Origin of the sequence: Streptomyces sp. NPDC048196 (genome assembly GCF_040652715.1) — a bacterium.
Classification (GTDB): Bacteria; Actinomycetota; Actinomycetes; order Streptomycetales; family Streptomycetaceae; genus Streptomyces; species Streptomyces siderophoricus.
The window spans coordinates 267,868-289,251 of sequence record NZ_JBEZMM010000005.1; the positions used below are offsets into that span (position 1 = coordinate 267,868).

Annotated in this window: 12 protein-coding genes, 3 tRNA genes and 1 pseudogene; 6 read left to right on the forward strand and 10 right to left on the reverse strand. The window is 71.9% G+C overall.

Going from position 1 to position 21,384, the window contains the following annotated elements; translation table 11 throughout:
- Positions 1 to 270: 270 nt before the first annotated feature.
- The gene (locus AB0E02_RS09345) at positions 271 to 1,377 is read right to left on the reverse strand and encodes a helix-turn-helix domain-containing protein (protein ID WP_362137370.1); all 1,107 of its coding nucleotides are present in this window, start codon (positions 1,375 to 1,377) and stop codon (positions 271 to 273) included.
- Between the two features lie 324 nt (positions 1,378 to 1,701).
- On the opposite strand from AB0E02_RS09345, the gene AB0E02_RS09350 reads away from it, so the two are divergent.
- The gene (locus AB0E02_RS09350; RefSeq protein WP_362137371.1) at positions 1,702 to 2,496 is read left to right on the forward strand and encodes an NAD(P)H-dependent oxidoreductase; all 795 of its coding nucleotides are present in this window, start codon (positions 1,702 to 1,704) and stop codon (positions 2,494 to 2,496) included.
- Positions 2,497 to 2,707: 211 nt separating this feature from the next.
- On the opposite strand, the gene AB0E02_RS09355 is transcribed toward AB0E02_RS09350, so the two are convergent.
- From AB0E02_RS09355 to AB0E02_RS09380, 6 genes are all read right to left on the reverse strand, one after another.
- Positions 2,708 to 2,781: transfer RNA gene (locus tag AB0E02_RS09355), tRNA-Met, on the reverse strand.
- A gap of 147 nt (positions 2,782 to 2,928) precedes the next feature.
- Positions 2,929 to 3,153 (reverse strand): cold shock domain-containing protein, encoded by a 225-nt coding sequence (locus tag AB0E02_RS09360; RefSeq protein ID WP_362137372.1) that lies wholly within the window; start codon positions 3,151 to 3,153, stop codon positions 2,929 to 2,931.
- Positions 3,154 to 3,391: 238 nt separating this feature from the next.
- Positions 3,392 to 3,802: a VOC family protein gene (locus AB0E02_RS09365; RefSeq protein WP_362137373.1), complete on the reverse strand. Its 411-nt coding sequence runs from the start codon at positions 3,800 to 3,802 to the stop codon at positions 3,392 to 3,394.
- 105 nt (positions 3,803 to 3,907) lie between these two features.
- On the reverse strand, positions 3,908 to 4,267 hold the full coding sequence (locus AB0E02_RS09370; RefSeq protein WP_030798139.1) for an AraC family transcriptional regulator: 360 nt from the start codon (positions 4,265 to 4,267) through the stop codon (positions 3,908 to 3,910).
- 414 nt (positions 4,268 to 4,681) lie between these two features.
- Positions 4,682 to 4,754, reverse strand: a tRNA-Arg gene (locus AB0E02_RS09375).
- 630 nt (positions 4,755 to 5,384) lie between these two features.
- A tRNA-Ser gene (locus AB0E02_RS09380) sits at positions 5,385 to 5,475 on the reverse strand.
- Between the two features lie 240 nt (positions 5,476 to 5,715).
- Between AB0E02_RS09380 and AB0E02_RS09385 the strand changes: the two genes are divergently transcribed.
- Both AB0E02_RS09385 and AB0E02_RS09390 read left to right on the forward strand, forming a co-directional pair.
- A complete protein-coding gene (locus tag AB0E02_RS09385) occupies positions 5,716 to 6,597 on the forward strand; it encodes an SSI family serine proteinase inhibitor (protein ID WP_362137375.1) in 882 nt (293 codons plus the stop codon).
- A 192-nt stretch (positions 6,598 to 6,789) separates the two neighbouring features.
- Positions 6,790 to 10,872 (forward strand): PAS domain-containing protein, encoded by a 4,083-nt coding sequence (locus tag AB0E02_RS09390; protein ID WP_362137376.1) that lies wholly within the window; start codon positions 6,790 to 6,792, stop codon positions 10,870 to 10,872.
- Between the two features lie 48 nt (positions 10,873 to 10,920).
- Here AB0E02_RS09390 and AB0E02_RS09395 read toward each other — a convergent pair whose 3' ends face one another.
- Positions 10,921 to 12,570, reverse strand: coding sequence for a long-chain fatty acid--CoA ligase (locus AB0E02_RS09395; protein ID WP_362137377.1), 1,650 nt, complete (start codon positions 12,568 to 12,570; stop codon positions 10,921 to 10,923).
- 293 nt (positions 12,571 to 12,863) lie between these two features.
- On the opposite strand from AB0E02_RS09395, the gene AB0E02_RS09400 reads away from it, so the two are divergent.
- Complete coding sequence (locus AB0E02_RS09400; protein ID WP_362137378.1) at positions 12,864 to 13,100, forward strand: hypothetical protein; 237 nt, start codon at positions 12,864 to 12,866, stop codon at positions 13,098 to 13,100.
- A gap of 41 nt (positions 13,101 to 13,141) precedes the next feature.
- Here the strand turns inward: AB0E02_RS09400 and AB0E02_RS09405 are convergent, their stop codons facing one another.
- Entirely contained in the window at positions 13,142 to 15,001 is a 1,860-nt protein-coding gene (locus AB0E02_RS09405) for a SpoIIE family protein phosphatase (protein WP_362137379.1), read from the reverse strand.
- Positions 15,002 to 15,126: 125 nt separating this feature from the next.
- On the opposite strand from AB0E02_RS09405, the gene AB0E02_RS09410 reads away from it, so the two are divergent.
- Positions 15,127 to 19,620, forward strand: coding sequence for a HAMP domain-containing protein (locus tag AB0E02_RS09410; protein WP_362137380.1), 4,494 nt, complete (start codon positions 15,127 to 15,129; stop codon positions 19,618 to 19,620).
- Positions 19,617 to 20,057: pseudogene (locus AB0E02_RS09415) on the forward strand (response regulator); the annotation flags it as partial. The gene AB0E02_RS09410 and the pseudogene AB0E02_RS09415, both read left to right, overlap by 4 nt.
- Positions 20,058 to 20,629: 572 nt before the next feature.
- Here AB0E02_RS09415 and AB0E02_RS09420 read toward each other — a convergent pair.
- Positions 20,630 to 21,163, reverse strand: coding sequence for a SigE family RNA polymerase sigma factor (locus AB0E02_RS09420; protein ID WP_030416267.1), 534 nt, complete (start codon positions 21,161 to 21,163; stop codon positions 20,630 to 20,632).
- Positions 21,164 to 21,384 lie beyond the last annotated feature (221 nt).

A 21,384-nucleotide genomic window follows, 5' to 3' on the forward strand; every position in this document is an offset into this window, starting at 1 on the left:
GCCGTACCCCCGAACCACCGCCCGACCAGCGCGGTCCCGTACATCGCCACCACACCTCGCCAGCGTACGACCCCCCACTGACAACGCCCGGATTCCCGCAGAGCACCCGCCACCCACACAGCGCCCGTCTCCCTCAGAGCGCCCCCACCCGCGCGACCGCCCGCCTCTCCCAGAGCACCCGCCACCCACAGAGCACCCGTCTCCCCAAAGCGCCCCCCACCCACACAGCGCCCGTCCCCCCAAAGCGCCCCCACCGCCCGACCGCCCGCCTCACGCCCCCCGGACGCCCCAGCCCCCGCGAGCCACAGCCCCCGCCCCGCCCCCACCAGCCACAGCCTCCACACGAACAGGCCCCGGCCCCGGCCCCGGCCCCGGCCCCGGCCCCGGCCCCGGCCCCCGAAACGTATTCCGGTACATCCGCGGCGACACCCCCAGCGCCGACTGCAGATGCTGCCGCAGCGACGCCGCCGTCCCGAAGCCGGCCTCCGCCGCGATCCGGTCCACCGTCAGTTCCGTCTCCTCCAGCAACTGCCGGGCCCGCTCGATCCGTTGCTGGGTCAGCCACTGCAACGGCGAGATCCCCACCTCCTCCCGGAACCGCCGGGTGAAGGTCCGCACGCTCATCGCCTCGCACCCCGCGAGCTCCCGCAGCGTCACCGGCCGGTCCAGGTGTTCCAGCGCCCAGGCCCGCGCCCGCCCCGTCGAGGACACCTGCGGCTCCGGCATCGGCCGCCGGATGTACTGCGCCTGGCCGCCCTCCCGGTGCGGAGGTACGACGGTCCGCCGGGCCACGTCATTGGCGACGGCCGCCCCGTGGTCACACCGGACCATGTGCAGACACAGGTCGATGCCCGACGCGACCCCCGCCGCCGTCAGCACGTCGCCCTCATCCGTGTACAGCACGTCCGCGTCCAGTTCGACGTGCGGAAACAGCCGGCGGAAGTCGTCCACCGACCGCCAGTGCGTGGTCGCCCGCCGCCCGTCCAGCAGCCCGGCCGCCGCGAGCACGAACGCGCCCGTACAGATCGACGCGATCCGCGTCCCGGGCCGGATCCGTTCCAGCGCCTCGGCCAGTTCCGCGCTCAGTCGCCCAGCACCATGCTCCGTCCGGTCGTAATCCGCCCCGGAGGCCGGCACGACCACGGTGTCCGCCTCGGCAAGCGCCTCCGGCCCGTGCGCCACACACACCGTGAAATCCGTGTCCGTCCGCACCTCACCCGGCTCCAGCGCACAGGTCACCAGCTCGTAGAGCCGCTCCCCGTCCGCCGAACGGGCCTCGCCGAAGATCCGGTGCACGATGCCCACCTCGATCGGCAACATCCCGTCCCGCACCAGCACCACCACCCGATGCCGCCGCACCCCGTCCCCACCCCTCACTCGCCCCGCTCCATCCCCACGGCACCTCACGACACCCCACGCCCCATTCCCATGACCGCCCCCCTCACCGGCCCCACGACCATCCCCATGGCCCACCCCGTGGTCCGTACCACCCGTGGTCCATCCCGTGGCCGGACCCATGACCCACCCCGTGGCCCACCCCGTGGACCACCCCACCCCATGGCCGGCTCCATGGCCGGCTCCATGGCCGACCGCATGGCCAACCCAGTGGCCCATCCCCTGCCGACCGCATGGCCCGATCCTTGCACAGTATGGCCATCCGGCCACTCGTCCGTACGCCCGCCCGTCCGGACAGTGGGTGGCATGAAGATCCTCTGGCTGTTCGCCCACCCCGACCCGCGCTCCCTGAGCGGCGCGCTCAAGGACGAGGGCCTGCGCGCGCTCGAAGCCCACGGCCACGAATACCGCGTCTCCGACCTGTACGCCATGAAATGGAACCCGGTGGTCGACGCCACCGACTACGGCCACGACCCCGCCGACCGCCTCCACATCGGCCCGGCCTCCGAACGCGCCTACCACCACGGCCACTTGAGCCCGGACATCGCCGAGGAACAAGAGAAGGTCACCTGGGCGGACACCGTGATCATCCAGTTCCCCCTGTGGTGGTACGGCATGCCCGCCATCCTCAAGGGCTGGTTCGACCGCGTCTTCATCAAGGGCTTCGCCTTCGGCCACACCGACCCGGAGACCGGCCGCCCCCTGCGCTACGGCGACGGCCGGCTCACCGGCAAACGCGCCATGGTGATCACCACCGCCGGCGCCCGCGCCGCCACCCTGGGCCCGCGCGGCGTCAACGGCGACCTCAACGATCTCCTCTTCCCCCTGCAGCACGGCACCCTCTGGTACACCGGCATGGCGGTCCTCCCGCCCCTCCTGATCCCCGGCGCGGACCGCACCACTCCCACCGCCTACGCAACCGCCGCCACCCGCCTACGTGAGCGCCTGCGCACCCTCCCCACCACGGAGCCTCTCGCCTTCCGCCACCAGAACACCGGCGACTACGACGACAACCTCCTCCTCCACCCCCACCTCACCCCCACCCCACCCACAGGCCCCTCCGCCCACTACACAACCCCGCCCCCACCCCACCACCCCTGACACCGCGGGGCCAGGGGCCGGGAAGCCGAACCAGGGAACCGGGGAGCCGGGGAGCCGGGGAGCCGGGGAGCCGGGGAGCCGGGGAGCCGGGGAGCCGGGGAGCTGCTGGACCGTAAAAGAGCCTGGGACCACAAAAGCCCCGGAACGAAAACCCCCAGGAACGCAAAAAGCCGCAGGGCCGTGGATACAGATCCACGGCCCGCGGCGTCAGTAGCGGGGACAGGATTTGAACCTGCGACCTCTGGGTTATGAGCCCAGCGAGCTACCGAGCTGCTCCACCCCGCGTCGGTTCCCCGAACACTACGCGACTCCCGCCCCCACGCCTAATCCTTTTCCCAGCACCGACCACCACCGACCCCCACCAGGGAGCAAAAAGGCGCAACGGGCTGCAAGGAAACGTGAGCCTGGGCCGTGTCGATATGAGGCGGGAGGTCAGGCGGACCGAGGCACGATGGTCACCGCACGGTAGTCGTATCCGTCCTGCTTGAAGCCGGGGGCTTCCCACACGAGGTCCACTTGCTGGCCGGCCGCGAGCGTTCGGAAGCCGACCGTCTGGATGGCGGAGTAGTGGCCGAAACAGCCGCCGGGCGTCTCGGGGCAGCCGAGGACGCCCCACCCTTCCTCGTCGCGCCACTCGCGGACAATCGCCGTCACCATGGGCAAAACCCTACCGACCCTCTCTGCGCCCGCTGTTGAGCAGCGTCGCCCGCAACGGAGCCAGGAAGCACGCCCGGCAGAGCGAAGCGCAGCCGGGCGCCTTGATGAGGTGGATGAGGTGGATGAGGTGGAGAACCCTGTAAACGAGGTGACGAAGGATGAAGGCCAGAGGCGCAAAAGGCGGCGGGGAGATGGAGAGGTATCCGATGGGTCAGTCGCCCGACCCATCGAACGCTGCTCAGGTCCTCGGCTGGGTGAAGCGAATGCGGTTGCCGAAGGGGTCGCGGAGGCCGCAATCGGTTCCGTAGGGACGCTCGGTGGGTTCCTCGGTGAACTCCACGCCCCGACCCAGCAGCGTCTCGTAGGTCTTGCGGCAGTCGTCCGTGGTGAAGATGAGCCAGCCGCCCATCGCGCCCTTGGTCACCAGTTCCCGTACCTGCTCAGCGGTCTCTTCGGACATCGCCGGCGCGCCGGGCCTCTCCAGCAGGATCTGGCGCTCGGGGTGCCCGGGGACGCTGACGGCCAGCCAGCGCATGAAGCCCATGTCGATGTCGGCGGTGACCTCAAGGCCGAGCTTGCCGACGTAGAAGTCGAGGGCCTCGTCCTGGTCCAGGACGTATATCTGCGAGTGCGTAATGGCGTTGAACATGTCCCTCACGCTACTGAGCACGCCGGACGAAAACTTATCCAAAACTGACCAGTCGCCGGACGTACCGCGCACCGGGAGCCGGCGGCCGGCGGTCGACACGAATGGTCAGGCACTCGGTCGCGCCCACGCCATCGTGAAGCAGGTGGGCACGCCCGTGGCCGCCGCTTGTTTGCGGTACTCCCTCGGTGATCGGCCGACGATGTCATGGAAGGTGCGACTGAAGGTCCCGGGACTGTTGAACCCCACCTCGAAGCTGATGTCGGTCACCCGGCGATCGGTCTCCCGCAACAGGAACATCGCACGCTCGACCCGACGGCGCTGCAGGTAGCGGTGGGGCGTCTCACCGAACGTGGCCCGGAAGACGCGCGAGAAGTGCGCCTCCGACACATGGGCGATCCGCGCCAGCGCCGCCACGTCCAAGGGCTGCGCATAGGCACGGTCCATCGCATCCCGCGCTCGAAGCATGCGACGGTTGCGCTCCTCTACAGCACGACTCACGGCGCCATCCCACCACAGCCCCCCTACGACGAAAGACGCGCTGGGCCTGCACTGGCCGGAGGTAGATCTGTAGTGAATCTCTAGTGGAGCGGCAGCGGATCGGTAGTGGATCCGTACGAGGGCGTTGTCACCGCCCGACAGGTGCTTCAGCGGGTCGGCGGAGAGCCGCTGATCGTCGCCCGCATGCTCACGGAATGACCGCCTCGGGGACGCGCTGAGCGGTGACGGCAGCCGCCGGGACGATGACGACGGCAACGCCGGAGTCCCAGCTACCGCCTTCCCCACTCTGCACCGGCCCACGGAGGCGGTTGATGTCATTCACTGCCGTCAACGGAAAAACCAGAGGCCCCGTTCGATTCGAACGGGGCCTCTGGCCTGCTGTGCGCTCGGCAGGATTCGAACCTGCAACCTTCTGATCCGTAGTCAGATGCTCTATCCGTTAAGCTACGAGCGCTTGGCTTTCCGGCGGTTTTTCTTGCCGGTCGGCGTTGCGGGAACAACATTACATGACCTGCGGCGTCAGGCGAAATCCATTCCCCTCACCCCATCTGACCTGCGTAAATGTGTTTGCGGGCGGGCTTGGGGCTGAGTCGGGGCCGGGTCGGCGGTCGGCGATCCGAGTGAAGTTCGGGTGGGGGGAGCCCTCTTCGGGGCAGGGCTGGACGGGCGGGCTCGACGCCGGGTGTGACGGGGGCCACTGAGAAGGCAAGCCTGGCGAGCAGGAAGGGGAGTCCGGCGAAGGTCCGGGAGGGCCAGAGGGAAGATCCGGGAGAGCCAGGGGAAAGATCCAGGGAAGGCTCCGGAGAAAGTCAGGCCCAGAGATCAGGGAAGGGTCCGGGGAGACAGGGAAGCGTCCGGGGGGATGAGGAGAGGGGTCCCGTGGGCGTCCCGCAAAGCCTTCGTGGTGCCGGGGCGGGCCGAACACCTTCGCGGTACCCCGGGACGGTCCATGCGGTACCCCGGGACGGGCCCATAAGGCCTCCGCCGTGTCCGGGACGTGGTCCGCGAAGCCTCCGCTGTGCGCGATGCGCTCAGAAAGCGTTCAGGCCCCGGTCTGAGTGACCGGGGCCTGAACGGAGACGAGCGGAGGCGGAGGGATTTGAACCCTCGATCGGGGGTAAACCCGAAACCGCATTAGCAGTGCGGCGCCATAGACCGGACTAGGCGACGCCTCCACGCACCCCACGCGCGCAGGCGCGCTGTGGTGTGTGTCGATGATGGCACAGCTCCGAGGGCTGTCACCAATCGCCCCCTACGGTACTAGGCGCGCGGGCCACCCGGCAAAGACGTTCCTGCGGCGCAACGTCGGGGGCGGCGGCGCGTTAGGAGTGTGGGGCCGTGGCGATCGCTGTGTCGTGCGCCCCCGGCGTGTACGTACCGCGTACCGCCCCGCACTCGCCTCTCTGGAGCCTGTGATGTCGCACCGCCGGACGTCGTCCCCCTTCGCCGCCGCTGCCGCAGCAGCCACCGCCGTCACCGCCGTAACTGCAGCCACCGCCGTGCTGGCCCTTATGGCGCCCGTCGCGTCGGCCGCACCGATCCCGCTCCCCCACTACCGGTCCGGCGGCGGCGTGACGGGCGCGGGCCATCACGGCTCCGAGGGGAACGGGAACGGCCACGGGGGTGGGGAGGGGCGGCGCACCGGTGGAGCGGGGGCGCTGGTCGGGCCTGATCTGGTCATGGGGCGGAATGCGCATCGGGAGCAGGTGGCCTCGCCCGAGGGACAGTCGGAAGGGCAGGCGGAGGGGGCGGGCAGCCCGGGTCACGTTCGTCGGCAGGGCTTCCCTGACCGTCATGTCGCCCACCACGGCGTCCGCCCCACCGCCCACCACGACGCCCAGCCCGTCGCGCCCCATACCGTCCAGCCCGTCGCCCACCACGTCGCCCACCACAGCGCTCAGCCCGCCATCCACCACCCCACCCACCCCGCCACCCCCGCAGCCCGGCGGGTGTCCCAGGGGGCGCCCCGGGATCACCTCACCGTTACCGTTCGCCGGTCCGGGTCGGCGCATACGGATGGGACGTTCGAGCTGTATTGCCACCCCGCGCGCGGGACGCACCACCATGTGCGGCGGGCGTGCGACAAGCTCGACTCCATGACGCGGTGGGGGAAGGACCCGTTCGCGCCGGTGCCGCAGCACGCGCAGTGCACGATGATCTACGGCGGGCCGGCGACCGCGCATGTCACCGGGACGTGGGCGGGGCGGCCCGTCAACGCGGACTTCCGGCGCACCAACGGGTGTGAGATCGAACGCTGGAGCCGCTTCGAACCTCTGCTCCCGGCGACCCGTTCGTGACCCGTTTCGTGCCGCAGTAGCGTCCCAGGTCAGGACGAGGGGCACATGTCGGGCGTGCGGCGAGTCGCACGGCGCCGCGGCATAACCTCCCCGTCATCCGCCTCCGCGTCGCGCGCGAGTGCCCGTAGACTCCATCCCGACGGTCCGCCGCGGCGGGCCCGGCACGGTGCGGTAACAGGAGGGAAGCGTCTCGTGAGCAGCAGGCCATCCCGAGGCGCTGCTCGCCTCGCAGCCATACTCGACGCCCTCCCCGACGCGCTGTTGCTCGTCAACTGCAACGGCACCGTCGTCAACGCCAACACCATCGCGCTGGAGACCTTCGAGGCGCCGGGCACGGCCCTGGTCGGGCGCGGTCTGCTGGATCTGCTGCCGGACTTCGACTCCAAGCGGATCCCGGGCTCGATGCGGCGCCGGGACGAGGAGGTCGCGGGGCAGCGGACGAAGCCGACGCGGATGGTCGCGCGACGGACGGACGGCACCGAGATGCTGGTCGAGGTGACCAGCGCGAACCTGGAGGACGGCCGGACCCCGTACGAGTCCGCCTTCGAGGCCGCCTACGCCGATCACCGCAACGGCTACACCGGCGATGAGCTGCTGATGCTCGTCGTACGGGACCTGAGCGGCACGCTGGACACCGAGGCGGAGCTGGCCCGCCAGCAGCGGCAGACCGAGATGATCCTGCGGGCCGCGGCCGAGGGTGTGGTCGGGGTCGATTCCGAGGGCAAGGTCGTCCTGGTCAACCCGTCCGCGGCGCAGATCCTCGGGTACCGGGCGAGTGAGCTGGGCGGGAAGGAACTGCATCCGCTCATCCATCACTCGCGGGCGGACGGGGCGGCGCTGCCCTGGGAGGACACGCCGCTGGCCGACACGCTCAAGTCGGGGCGCAAGCACCGGGTCCGCGGGCAGGTGCTGTGGTCGAAGGACGGGCGTGCGGTGGCCGTGGACCTGACCACGGCGCCGGTGCGGGACGGCGATCAGCTGGTCGGCGCGGTGATGACCTTCACCGACCGGCGGGCCCTCGACGCGCTGGCGGCCCGGCACGCCCAGTTGCTGGCCGTTCTGGAGCAGGCGCTGCGCGGTCCGCTGGAGGAGTTGAAGGGCGAGCTGGGCACGCTGGCGTCCGATCCGGCCGGCCAGTTGTGGCCGGAGGCGAACCAGATCCTGCACCACCTCGCGGCCGGCCACGCCCGGATGACGACGCTGGTGGACAACGTCCTGAGCTACCAGCGGCTGGACGCCGGCAAGGAGAAGCTGAACCGCGCGAAGGTGTCGCTGGACGGTGTGGTCGCCGCGGGCGTGGAGGGCGCGATCGAGCTGATCGGGCCGGGCCGGGCGCAGTTCGCGGTGCACGCCCCGCCGATAGAGGCGGTGGTGGACGCGGAGCGGATCGCGCAGGCGCTGTCGCATCTGATCGCGGATGTGGCGGGCGTGGATTCGACGGGGCGGATGCCGGTCGGTGACGGCGCCCTGGGGACCGGTACGCGTGCCGCGATTCCCGGTGACTCGACGATCGTGGTGGCGGCGGCCAAGCGCGGTGAGGTCGTACGGATCGAGGTGCGTGGGCCGTTCGGCGGTGGTGACCCGGTGCACGAGCCGCTGGTCCGCGGGATCGTGCGGCAGCACGGCGGGCTGTTGCAGACGCATGAGGTGCCGGGCAGCGGGCCCGGTGCGGGCGGCAGCGCCTATGTGCTGGAGCTGCCGGTGGGGATCGACGGCGCGGACGGCGCGGAGTCGGCGGACGACGCTGCGGAGGCCGGGTCGGCGGAGGTGCCGGTCGGCAACGAGACGACGGTGATGCCGGTCCCGACCGCGCGGGCCCGGGGGACGCACGGCGACGCGGCGGACGACGGCGGAACGGGCCAGGGGCCCGCGGTGGGTGACGGCGGTACCGATGGGGCCGGTGAGTCCCTCGGTGCCGGTGTGGAGCAGGGTGTGGCGGTGCCGGCGCAGGCCGGTGGCGCGTCGCCGACCGGACGCCGGCGGGCCCGGCGGCCCGGTGGGGAGCAGGGCGCGCCCGAGGGTGCGCCGGGCGAGCCGGCGGCTGCCGAGGGCGAGGGCCCGGGGCTGCCGCCGGGTATGGCGGGTGCCGAGGCCGTGCCTCCTACGGGGCGCCGGCGGGCGCGGCAGGGTGCCACGGAGGGCGCCGGGCTGCCCGCGCTGCCCTCGGGTGCGGGCCCGTCCGCCGGTCAGCAGCCGGGGCAGGCACCGGCCGCCGGGCCGGGCCGGGGCGAGGCCGCCACCGGGCCGGGCGCCGCGGCCGGGCCGTCGACGGGCCCCGTGCCGGCACGTCCGCAGATTCCGGGCCAGGCCCCGGCGCCCGCCCAGCCGCAGGGGCTGGGCCCCGTCCAGCCCGCCGGCCGGCGGGCCCGCCGGGCGCTGGCCGAGGCGCCGGAGCGCGCCGCGCAGGGCGAGCGGGACCGGGCGCCGGCCGCCACCGGTGCCGCGCAGCAGGCCGGGCAGCGGACGGCGTTCGCGCTGCCGCCGGCCGCGGCGGACCGGGCCCCGCAGCCGGCGCCGTCGGGGCTGCCCGCGCTGCCCGCGGTCGCCGATCAGGTGCCCGCGCAGGCGGCCGGCCCGCAGGAGGCCGGCGGTACGGGCCGGCGCCGGGCGCGTCGGCCGGTGGCCGGCGGTCCGGAGGGCACGCCGTCCGCCGGGCAGCCCGGGTACGCCCTGGAGGCTGCCGCCGGGACCGCCGACCCGGCCGAGATGCAAGGCGATTGGGACGAGCCGACCGGACGCCGTCGGGCCCGCCGGGCGGCGGCCGAGGAGCGTGCGGCGGCCGCGATGGCCGACTCCGAGTCGTCCGGGACGTTCGTGGCCGGGCCGGAGGGGCTGGTGGCGCAGCCCGCCGATTCCGACGGTTCGGCGGAGCCGGCCGGTCCGGGGGGTGCGACGGGGGCCGGGGCCGGTCCGGTGCCCGGCATCGCGCCGGTGCCGGGCGGGGACGCGCCTGCCGGGTCCGAGGTGCCGCCCGCACCGACCGGACGCCGTCGTGGCCGCCCCAGCCCCGCCGAGGAGGCGCCCGCGGCGCCCGTACCGGCGCAGGGCGGGCCGGGCGGTCACCCGCACCGTCAGCCGCTCCCGCCGGGCTCCGAGGACGAGGCGGCGGCCCAGGGCCGGGCGTTCAGCGTGCGCACGCTCGGGCAGGGCGTGCCGTTCGCCCAGCAGATCGCGGGGCAGCAGCGGCCGTTGCCGCCCGGCAGCACCCCGCCCGGTGGTACGTCCGCGGGTTCGGGGCGGCGCCGTAAGCTCGCCGCGCCGCCGCAGGACGGGGAGCGCGCGGCGGCCGCCGGGCCCGTACCGGACGGGGCCGGGCCGCGTCCCGGTCCGCAGCCGGCCGCGCCGCAGGACCGTGCCCCGGCGGCCGGTCAGCCCGGGCCGGCGCCCGCGGCGCAGCCGCAGCAGCAGCCGCATCTGATGGACGCCAGCGAGGGGCGGGCCTTCGCGATCTCCGCGCCCGACGAGGGCAGCGAGGGTCCGGAGCCGCTGGACGGGCCGAACGGCGCCATAGAGGTGATGGACCGTCAGCCCATGCCGATGGACGACGAGCTGCCGCCGGAGCCGCTGGACAATCCGCGCCGGCTGCTGGTCTGGCCGGCGCCGGACGTCGCCACGCAGCAGGCGCTCAGCGACCGCGGCTACCGCCCGGTGATCGTCAACTCCCGTGAGGAGGTCGACGCGCAGATCGCTGCGTACCCCGCGGCGCTCTTCGTCGACCCGTTGACCGGGCCGATCACCCGTACCGCGCTGCAGTCGCTGCGGCAGGCGGCGGGCGCGGCCCAGGTGCCGGTGCTGGTGACCGCCGGTCTGGGGCAGGCGACCCGGGAGGCCGCCTACGGGGCGGACCCGGCGGTGCTGCTCAAGGCGCTGGCGCCGCGGGACGGCGCGAACCACCCGCCGCGGGTGCTGCTGATCGAGCAGAACGACGCCATCGCCGGGGCGCTGATCACGTCGCTGGAGCGGCGCGGGATGCAGGTCGCGCGGGCCGGCGCGGACGCCGACGCGGTCACCCTGGCGACGCAGATGCGCCCGAACCTCGTCGTGATGGACCTGATGCAGGTGCGTCGCCGGCGGGCCGGGATCGTCGACTGGCTGCGCGCGAACGGGCTGCTCGACCACACCCCGCTGGTCGTCTACACCTCCGCCGACCTGGATCCGGCGCAGCTGCCGCTGTTGGCGGCCGGTGAGACGGTGCTCTTCCTGGCGGAGCGTTCGACGAGCGCCGACGTGCAGTCCCGGATCGTCGATCTGCTGGCCAAGATCGGCACCAACTAGCCGCAGGCGGTACCGGGCGCCCGGTCGTCGGGCGCCCGGTGGGGCCGGTCAGGCCAGCAGGGTCACGTCCAGCTCGCCGTCCGCGTACTGCCGCCGCAGCACCTTCTTGTCGAACTTGCCCACGCTGGTCTTGGGCACCGCCGGGATGACCGCCCAGCGCTCCGGGAGCTGCCAGCGGGCGATCCGTTCGCCGAGGAACGCCTTGAGGTCCTCGTAGCCGATGGTGGCGCCCTGGTTCAGGACGACGGTGGCCAGCGGCCGTTCGCCCCACTTGTCGTCCGGTACGGCGACCACCGCGGCCTCCGTGACGTCCGGGTGCGCCATCAGGTGGTTCTCCAGCTCGACCGAGGAGATCCATTCGCCGCCGGACTTGATGACGTCCTTGGCGCGGTCGGTCAGGGTCAGGTAGCCGTCCGGGGTGAGGGTGCCGACGTCACCGGTGCGCAGCCAGCCGTCGGAGCTGAACTTGTCGTCGGGGCGCAGTGGTTCGCCCTGGGCGCCGCCGTAGTAGGCGCCGGCGATCCACGGGCCGCGGACCTCCAGCTCGCCCGCCGCGGTGCCGTCGTGCGGCAGCTGCGCGCCGTCCGGGCCGATCAGCCGGGCCTCGACGGAGGCGGGGAAGCGTCCCTGGGTGGCGCGGTAGGCCCACTCCTCCTCGCCGCTCACTCCGGCCGGCGGGTGCGAGACGGAGCCCAGCGGCGAGGTCTCGGTCATGCCCCAGGCGTGGACGACGCGGATGCCGTGCCGGTCCTCGAACCCGCGCATCAGGGCGGGCGGGCAGGCGGAGCCGCCGATGACGACGGTCCGCAGGCAGGCGACGTCCCTCTTGTGGGCGTCGAGTTCGGCGAGCAGGCCCTGCCAGATGGTGGGGACCGCGGCGCCGATGGTGGGCCGTACGGTCTCGATCATCTCGGCGAGCGGGGCGGGCTGCAGGAAGCGGTCCGGCATCAGCAGCGAGGCGCCGGCCATGAAGGCGGCGTGCGGCAGGCCCCAGGCGTTGACGTGGAACATCGGCACGACGGGCAGGGTGACATCGCGCGTCGAGAGCGCGAACGCCTCGGCGGTGTTGACCTGGAGCGAGTGCAGGTAGAGCGAACGGTGGCTGTAGAGCACGCCCTTGGGGTCGCCGGTGGTGCCGGAGGTGTAACAGAGGGCCGCGGCGTCCCGTTCGTCGAGCTCCGGCCAGTCGTACGTCTCCGGGCGGTCGGCGATGAGCTCCTCGTAGTCGTGCACCCGGGCCCGCGCGCCGTCCAGGACGGACCGGTCGCCGGGGCCGACGACCACGATGTGCCGGAGGGTCTCCAGTTGGGGCAGCAGCGGGGCGAGCAGCGGCAGCAGGCTGCCGTTGACGAGGACGACCCGGTCCTCGGCGTGGTTGATGATCCACACCAGCTGTTCGGCGGGCAGCCGCAGGTTGAGGGTGTGCAGCACCGCCCCCATGGAGGGGATGGCGAGGTAGGCCTCCATGTGTTCGGCGTTGTTCCACATCAGCGTGCCGACCCGGTCCTCGTCGGACACGGACAACTCGTCGCGCAGCGCGTGGGCCAGCTGGGCGGCCCGGCGGCCGATCTCGGCGAAGCTGCGGCGGTGCGGCTCGCCGCCCGTCCAGGTGGTCACCTGGGACCGACCGTGCACCGTGGATCCGTGGGTCAGAATCCGTGAGATCAGCAGCGGTACGTCCTGCATCGTGCTGTACACCAGGGGCCTCCCAAGACAGCGGCCGTTACGCGAGGGTAATTTCCTGGTGATTGTGCTGGCATACCATGCGGTATGTCACTAGCAGGCGGCCACGAGACTGATTTCTTCCTTCTGTTCGGTTGCCTGCGTGCGGGTTCGGTCACCTGCGGACGGGGTTCGGTCACCGGCGGGCCGGCGGGACAGGAGACCGGCGTTCACCCACAGGGATGGCCCGCCGGGCGGGTTGCTTGTGTGGTGCCGGGGCGGGCCGCACGCTGGCGGGCAACCGGTCCCCTCTGCTCACTGGAGCCCTCATGCGCCCCCACCTCCGCCGTTGCCTCGTCCTCGCCGCCCTGAGCGGTGTCAGCGTGCTGGCGTCCGGTGCCGCCCAGGCGGCGCCGCGGACCACCGACGTCCTGCGGCCCGCCGACGGCGGCGCGACGGCCAAGCACCGGCTGTACGGCGGGCAGTTCGACCCGGTCGTCGGACACGGCGGAGGGGTTGTCGCGGGCGGCGGGGAGCTGCTGGTCAGCCGGGCCGGCGGAGCCTGAGCCAAGCCACCCGGGCCGGGCCGTGCGGGCACTCCAGGCCCTCAGGTCCGTGGCTCGACCGTCGGCAGCAGCGCCTGGAGGACCAGCACGGACAGATCGTCCTCCACCGGGCCGGTGCCGAAGTCGTGGGCGGCCCGCCGTACGTGCTCGGCCAGTGCCTTGGCGCCCAGCCCGAGGCCGTCCCGGAGCACCTCGATCAGACCGTCGTTGTCGTCCAACTGCCAGTTGCCGCACCGCCGTTCGGTGACCCCGTCGGTGACGCAGAGCAGGGTCTCGCCGGGCCGCAGGTCGAAGGAGCTGGCCTGGTACTCGGTGCCCTCGTCGATGCCGAGCAGCATCTGCGGTTCGGAGGCCGGCTCGACGGTGCCGTCGACGAACATGTGCAGCGGCGGTGGATGCCCGGCGCTGGCGACCGTACAGCGGGCGCCGGGCACGCCGGCGTCGACCTCCAGCTCGCCGTACAGCAGGCTCAGAAAGCGGGTGCCGGCCTGCTCGCCGCCCTGCTCCAGGGCCTCGGCGGTCTCCTCGGCCATGGCGAGGTTCAGCCGGCCGAGGACGGACTCCACGCCGTGTCCCTCCCGGGCCAGCAGCCGGACGAGGTGCCGGGCCAGTCCGGTGACCGACATCGCCTCGGGGTCCTTGCCCTGGACGTCGCCGAGCAGGAAGCACCAGCGGCGGCCGCCCATGGGGAAGACGTCGTAGAAGTCGCCGCCGACGGTCTGCCCCTCGCCGTGCGGCTCGTAGACGATCGCGGTGTCCACGCCCTCGATGCTGGCCAGTGAGGCGGGCAGCTGGCGGCGCTGGAGGGCCAGGCTGATGGTGGTCTGCCGGGTGTACTGACGGGCGGTGTGGACGGCCTGGGCGACCCGGCGTGCGACGTCCTCGACCATCCGCACCACGGTGTCGGTCATCCGCAGCTGTCCGGCCCGGCCGAGCAGCAGGACGCCCTGGTCGGTGTCGCGGGCGGTGAGCGGGAAGGCGAGCGCCGAGCCGCCCGCCGGGGACGCGCCGGCGTGTTCCGGCCAGGGCCAGGGGGTGCCGCCGGTGCGGAACATCTCACGGGGCGGGTCGCGCTCCAGGTCGGCGCGGAGCGGGGCAATGCGCCGCTCGTCGACGTGCCAGACGCGGGACAGCTGCCGTCCGCCGCCCTCGGTGCTCAGCCAGATGGCGCACCAGTCGGCGAGCCGGGGGACCAGCAGCTGGGCGGCGAGCGCGGTGACCATGTCCTGGTCGAGCTGGCCGGCCAGCAGCTCGCTGGTCTCGGCGAGGAAGGACGGGCCGCCGCGGTCGGCCCATTCGGCGGCGTGCGCGGCGGCGGGCCGCCCGGCCACCGGCCGGCCGGGGCGCGCCGGAGGTTCGGCGCGGTCCTGCGCGGCCGGTGACTGGGGGTGGGACGGGCTGACCGGTTCGCCCTCGGTGGCCTCCAGCCGGAACCAGACCGTCTTGACCGCCCTGCGGTAGGTGACGCCCCAGGCCACCGACAGCGCGCTGACCAGCTGGAGGCCGTAGCCGGGCTCTCCCGTGCGGGCGTCCACCCCGCCGCGTACGCCCCGGGCCGGGTGGCGGTCGGAGACCTCCAGGACCACGCCCACCGTCGCCCGGCCGCTCCCCGTTTCGGGGTCGGGCGGCGGGCCGTGTTCCAGGCGGCAGGTCACGTCGATGTCGGTGCCGGCGTACATCACGGCGTTGGTGACCAGCTCGCTGGTGAGCAGTACCGCGGTGTAGATGAGTTCGGAGCTGATCGCCGCAGCTCCCGGTCCGGCGGTGGCGGGCGGTGCGGCGGCCCGTTCGGTGAGCAGCGCGCGGACGAATTTACGCGCACCGGAAGCCGCGAGCTGGTTGGCCGGCAGACCCTTCCGGGACACGGTTTCCGTCGCGTACGGGCTGGACAGCGCTGCCACTGCGGGCCCCTGATAAACCGGGAGAATGTGATTACAAGCGCTTTATACTATGTCATACCCGCCCCAAAAGGATCTCTCCGCGGGAATGTGTCTCTCCACAACGATCATTGGGGGGAGGGTGCGTCATGGCTTCCGACCCGCCCCAGCCGGACGGCAACGGCCAGTGGGTGCGCACGAGCGAACTGCGGCCGCTGCTCGCGGCGATGAACGCGCTGCGCGACGGGGACTTCACCAGCCGGGTGGAGGTCCCGGACGGCCCCGCCGGGGACGGCGTCCTGGCGGACCTGGTCGGCGCCCTCAACCAGATCGTGGCCCGTAACGCCCATCTGTCCTCCGAGCTCCAACGGGTGCGCGGGGAAATCATCCGGCAGGGCCGGCTGGACGAGCGGATCTCCGCCAGCCCCGGCCAGGGCGCCTGGACGACCAACATCGAGGCGGCCAACACCGTGCTGGACGCGCTGGTGGTCCCGCTGGCCAAGGCCACCCGGGTGCTGGACTCGGTGGCCGACGGCGATCTGACCCAGCACGTCGAGCTGCACGACGGCAGCCGCGAGCTACGTGGCGATCTGCGCCGTCTGGGCAGCGGGGTCAACCGCATGGTCGACCAGCTCTCCCTGTTCACCGGCGAGGTCACCCGGGTGGCCCGTGAGGTCGGCACCGAGGGCCGGCTCGGCGGCCGGGCCCGGGTCCAGGGGCTGTCCGGCGACTGGCTGCACGTGACCGAGGCGGTCAACACCATGGCGTCGCGGCTGACCGCGCAGGTCCGGGACATCGCGGTGGTCACCACGGCGGTGGCGCGCGGCGACCTGACCCAGCAGGTGACGGTCGAGGCCACCGGCGAGCTGCTGGAGCTGAAGCTGACCGTCAACAAGATGGTGGACCAGCTGCGGGCCTTCGCCGACGAGGTGACCCGGGTGGCCCGCGAGGTCGGCACCGAAGGCCAGCTGGGCGGCCGCGCCCAGGTCAGGGGCGTGTCCGGGGTCTGGAAGGACCTCACCGACAACGTCAACTTCATGGCGTCCAACCTGACCTGGCAGGTCCGCAACATCGCGCAGGTGACCACGGCCGTCGCCAACGGTGACCTGAGCCAGAAGATCACCGTGGACGCGCGCGGCGAGATCCTCGAACTGAAGTCGACGATCAACACCATGGTCGACCAGCTCTCCGCCTTCGCCGACGAGGTCACCCGCGTCGCCCGCGAGGTCGGCACCGAAGGCCAGCTGGGCGGCCGCGCCCAGGTCAGGGGCGTATCGGGGGTCTGGAAGGACCTCACCGACAGCGTCAACTTCATGGCGGACAACCTCACGTCCCAGGTCCGCAACATCGCCCAGGTCGCCACCGCGGTCGCGGAGGGCGACCTCGGCAAGAAGATCACCGTCGAGGCGAAGGGCGAGATCCTCGAACTGAAGTCGACGATCAACACCATGGTCGACCAGCTCTCCGCCTTCGCCGACGAGGTCACCCGCGTCGCCCGCGAGGTCGGCACCGAAGGCAACCTGGGCGGTCAGGCGCAGGTCAGGGGCGTGTCCGGGGTCTGGAAGGACCTCACCGACAACGTCAACTCGATGGCGCTCAACCTGACGTCCCAGGTCCGCAACATCGCCCAGGTGACCACGGCCGTCGCCAACGGTGACCTGTCCAAGAAGATCGACGTCGACGCCCGCGGCGAGATCCTCGAACTCAAGGACACCGTCAACACCATGGTCAAACAGCTGCGGGCGTTCGCCGACGAGGTGACCCGGGTGGCCCGCGAGGTCGGCACCGAAGGCCGGCTGGGCGGCCGCGCCCAGGTCCACGGCGTCTCCGGCGTCTGGAAGAACCTCACCGACAACGTCAACTTCATGGCGGACAACCTCACGTCCCAGGTCCGCAACATCGCCCAGGTCGCCACCGCCGTCGCCAAGGGCGACCTGTCCAAGAAGATCGACGTCGACGCCCGCGGCGAGATCCTCGAACTCAAGACGACGATCAACACCATGGTCGACACCCTCTCCTCGTTCTCCTCCGAGGTGACCCGGGTCGCCCGCGAGGTCGGCAGCGAGGGACAGCTGGGCGGCCAGGCCCGCGTCGAGGGCGTCTACGGCACCTGGAAGCGGCTGACCACCAGCGTCAACGACCTGGCACTGAACCTGACGACGCAGGTGCGCGCGATCGCCGAGGTGGCCAGTGCGGTCACCCAGGGCGACATGTCCGGCTCGATCACCGTGGATGCCCAGGGCGAGGTCGCCGCGCTGAAGAACAACGTCAACCTGATGGTGGCCAACCTCCGCGAGACCACCCGCGCCAAGGACTGGCTGGAGTCCAACCTCGCCCGTATCGCCAGCCTCATGCAGGGCCACCGCGACCTGGTCGAGGTCGCCGACCTGATCCTGCGCGAGCTGACCCCGTTGGTGAACGCCCAGTTCGGCGCGTTCTTCCTGGCCGAGGCGGGCGCCGAGCCGGGCGAGGGCCTGGAGCTGATCGCCGGTTACGGCACCGGCCAGCCCGAGGGCCGGCGCTCCCTGCCGCGGCTGCGTCTGGGCACCCCCGGCTGGGGGCTGATCACCCAGTCCGCCATGGAGAAGAAGCGGATCGTGGTCGACGCCGTGCCGCCCGACTACATCACCATCAGCTCCGGTCTGGGCGCCGCCGCGCCGGCCAGCCTCGTCATCCTGCCGATCCTCTTCGAGGACCAGGTGCTCGGCGTCATCGAGCTGGCGTCCTTCAGCCGCTTCAGCGACGTCCACCTCGCCTTCATCGACCAGTTCGTGAACACCATCGGGGTGTCCATCAACACCATCATCGCCAACTCCCGTACCGAATCGCTCCTTTCGGAATCCCAGCGGCTCACCGCCGAACTCCGCCAGCGGTCCGACGAGTTGCAGCTCACCAACGCCGAACTGGAGGAGAAGGCTGCACTCCTCGCCACCTCCTCCCAGTACAAGTCCGAATTCCTGGCGAACATGTCGCACGAGCTGCGCACCCCGCTGAATTCCCTGCTGGTGCTCTCCCGGCTGCTCGCCGACAACCCCGACGGGCGGCTCTCCGCGCAGGAGGTGGAATTCGCGGTCACCATCCACCGGGCCGGCTCCGACCTGCTCCAGCTGATCAACGACATCCTCGACCTGTCGAAGATCGAGGCCGGCCGGATGGATGTGCACCCCAAGCCGCTGCCGCTCATCAAACTCCTCGACTACGTCCGGGCGACCTTCCGGCCGCTCACCGTCGACCGCGGCCTGACCTTCGACGTCAAGGTCGCCGACGACGTCCCCGAGGAACTGTTCTCCGACGAACAGCGCCTGCAGCAGATCCTCCGCAATCTCCTCTCCAACGCGGTGAAATTCACCTCCACCGGCGGCGTGGAACTCCTCGTGGCACGCGTTTCCGGGCGGCATTTCGAGGAGGAATCGCTGCGCACCGCCGACGACGTGGTCGCGTTCTCCGTCAAGGACACCGGTATCGGCATTCCGCCGGAGAAACTCGGCGGGATCTTCGAGGCGTTCCAGCAGTCCGAGGGCACCACAAACCGCAAATACGGCGGCACCGGCCTGGGCCTGTCCATCAGCCGCGACATGGCGGCGCTGCTCGGCGGCCGGATCACCGCCGAGAGCGAACCCGACGTCGGCTCGACCTTCACCCTGTACGTCCCGGCCCGCTACACCGCACCGGTCCCGGTCCTCGACCCGGTCGCGTCACCCCGGCCGGTCGACGGCACCGAACCCAGGCCCGACGGCGGGCCCGAGGGCCGTCCCGGCGGCGCGGCGGAGCTCCGGCCGGGCGGCGGGACCGCCCGCGGAACCGGGCTCGCCCCCGTCACCCTGGGAGCACCGGCCGCTCCGACCGTGCCGTCCGCCCCGGCACCGGCCGGCCAGGACCCGGGTACGACGAAGGGCGACGTCTTCCCCGGCCGGCCCGAGTCGGCCGCCCCCCGTACGGGCCCCCGCCCCACCGACGGCGGCGACGTGACCTGGCCCGAGACCACCCGCCTCAAGGACTGGTTGAGCGGACACGCCGGCCAGATCCTGATGAACCGCCGGATCCTCATCGTCGACGACGACATCCGCAACGTCTTCGCGCTCACCCACGTACTGGGCCGGGTCGGCATCAATGTGAAATACGCCGAGAACGGCCGCGAGGGCCTTGAAGTTCTCGACCGGACACCGGACGTCTCCCTGGTGCTGATGGACATCATGATGCCGGAAATGGATGGTTACGAGATGATCAAGGCGATCCGACAAGCCCCCCGATTCGCGGACCTGCCGGTCATCGCGCTCACCGCGAAGGCCATGCCCGGCGACCGCGAAAAGGCGATCGAAAGCGGCGCCAACGATTACATCCCGAAACCGGTGGACGTGGACCGTCTCCTTTCGGTGATCTGCCAACTGCTGGACCCGAATGCGACCCAGGAATCCGGGGGCGGCTGCGATCCGAAGGGCGGGGACGAGGCCGGGCAGGCCGGGGAGACCGGAAAGGCCGCGCAGTCGAAGGAGGCCGGACAGACCAAGGAGATCGGGCAGGCCGGGCACGCCGGGGAGGCCGGGCCGGCCAGGGAAACCAAGGGGACCAAGGCGACCATGGAGACCGGGGAGGTCGACCGGCAGGAGGATACGGCGGGGCCGGAGTCAGGGCGGCGGTCATGACGACGACACCGGACACCTCATCGAGCATCCTCATCGTGGACGACATGGAGGAGAACCTCGTCGCCCTGGAGGCCGTGCTGGGCTCGCTCACCCAGAAAGTCGTCCGCGCCCGCTCCGGCGAAGAAGCCCTCAAGGCAATGCTCCGCGAGGAATTCGCGGTGGTCCTCATCGACGTCCTGATGCCCGGCATGAACGGTTTCGAGACCGCGGCCAACATCAAGGGCCTGGACCAGACGAAGGACGTGCCCATCATTCTGCTCACCGGCGCCTCGGTCGACCCCAATTACGCCTACCGCGGCTACACGGTCGGCGCCGCCGACTTCCTCATCAAGCCCTTCGACCCCTGGCTCCTGCGCACCAAGGTGAACGTCTTCCTGGACCTCCACCGCAAAAACCGCCAACTGGCCGCCCAGGCAGAGCAATTGAAACGTCTCCTGACGAACGAGAACCGCCCGGGCGCGGCCGAATCGGAACAGGCGGCGGGCGCGTCCACGTCCACGTCCGCCTCCACGTCCACCTCCACGGAGATTCGCGGGGCGGAGGAGGTGGCAGAGGGTCATGGGCCGAAGGAGATCCATGGGCTGGACGAGGCCCGTGGGTCGGAGGAGCTCCCTGGGGCGAAGCCGAAGGAGCCCCGTACGGCTGCTGACGTGGCGGAGAGCGCGGCCGCATCCGCGACGTCCGGGGCATCCAAGGCGCACGGAGAGACCGAGGCGCACGGAGGGACCGAGGTGGCCGGCGGCCCTCCTGAAGGCCCCGTCCCCCACCCGGCAACACCCATGGCCCCCGCCACCGCAACCGCCACCGCGCCCGGCGATGCGGCCCGACTGGCGGACATCGCCGGCCAGTTGGCAGACCTGGAACTCCTCCTGCGCGACGCCTCCTCGGTCGACCGCACCCACCTCGCCGACCGCGTCGCCGAACTGGAAGAGGCAGTCGGCAGACTGCTGGTGAACCGCGAGACGTAAGGCCCGCCTCCGTCTCCGCCTCCCTCCCCCCGGCCGTTCCCTCAGGCGATCATGGCGAGTTCGGGGTCCTGACGGAGCTTGGCCAGGGCGCGGGAGACGGCGCTCTTGACCGTGCCGACCGAGACCTCCATGACCTCGGCGGTCTGGGCCTCGCTCAGGTCCTCGTAGTACCTGAGGACGACCATGGCCCGCTGGCGCGGGGGCAGCCGCATCACCGCGCGCCACATCGCATCGCGCAGGCCCTCCAGCTCGGCCGGGTCGGGGGACGGCAGCGGGTCGGGCTCGGGGAGCTCGTCGACGGCGAACTCCTCCACCCTGCGCTTGCGCCACTGCGAGGTACGGGTGTTGATCAGCGCGCGGCGGACGTAACCGTCCAGCGCGCGGTGGTCCTCGATCCGCTCCCAGGCCACATACGTCTTGGCCAGGGCGGTCTGGAGGAGGTCCTCGGCGTCGTTCGGGTTGGCGGACAGGGACCGCGCGGCGCGCAGCAGGACCGGCCCCCGGGCCCGTACGTAGGACGAGAAGCTGGGGAACACAGCGGCGGTCGAAGCGCTGGTGCACACAGGCGTGGTCATGGCTCCCACGCTAGGAGCGAGGGGGGTGCACGCGGATCGGTCCCAGGTGCCGAAGCGGTCTCCCCCTCAAGTTGTACGGAGACGGCGGGCCCCACCTCCTTTGGGGGGAGGGGGCGTGACGGTCCCCTAGGAGATGTCTTCAAATGTCACGCCCACATCAGGAGCGAGGCGAGGGTGACGGCGGCCTGGTAGGACTCGGTGGTCTTGTCGTAGCGAGTGGC

Excerpts from the sequence above, each read along its gene's own strand:
- AB0E02_RS09370 (WP_030798139.1), bottom strand. The coding sequence starts at position 4,267 with ATGCTTCGAGCGCGGGATGCGATGGACCGTGCCTATGCGCAGCCCTTG.
- AB0E02_RS09385 (WP_362137375.1), top strand. The coding sequence starts at position 5,716 with ATGTCGCACCGCCGGACGTCGTCCCCCTTCGCCGCCGCTGCCGCAGCA.
- AB0E02_RS09410 (WP_362137380.1), top strand. The coding sequence starts at position 15,127 with ATGGCTTCCGACCCGCCCCAGCCGGACGGCAACGGCCAGTGGGTGCGC.
- AB0E02_RS09400 (WP_362137378.1), top strand. The coding sequence starts at position 12,864 with ATGCGCCCCCACCTCCGCCGTTGCCTCGTCCTCGCCGCCCTGAGCGGT.
- AB0E02_RS09420 (WP_030416267.1), bottom strand. The coding sequence starts at position 21,163 with ATGACCACGCCTGTGTGCACCAGCGCTTCGACCGCCGCTGTGTTCCCC.
- AB0E02_RS09360 (WP_362137372.1), bottom strand. The coding sequence starts at position 3,153 with ATGGTGACGGCGATTGTCCGCGAGTGGCGCGACGAGGAAGGGTGGGGC.
- AB0E02_RS09350 (WP_362137371.1), top strand. The coding sequence starts at position 1,702 with ATGAAGATCCTCTGGCTGTTCGCCCACCCCGACCCGCGCTCCCTGAGC.
- AB0E02_RS09365 (WP_362137373.1), bottom strand. The coding sequence starts at position 3,802 with ATGTTCAACGCCATTACGCACTCGCAGATATACGTCCTGGACCAGGAC.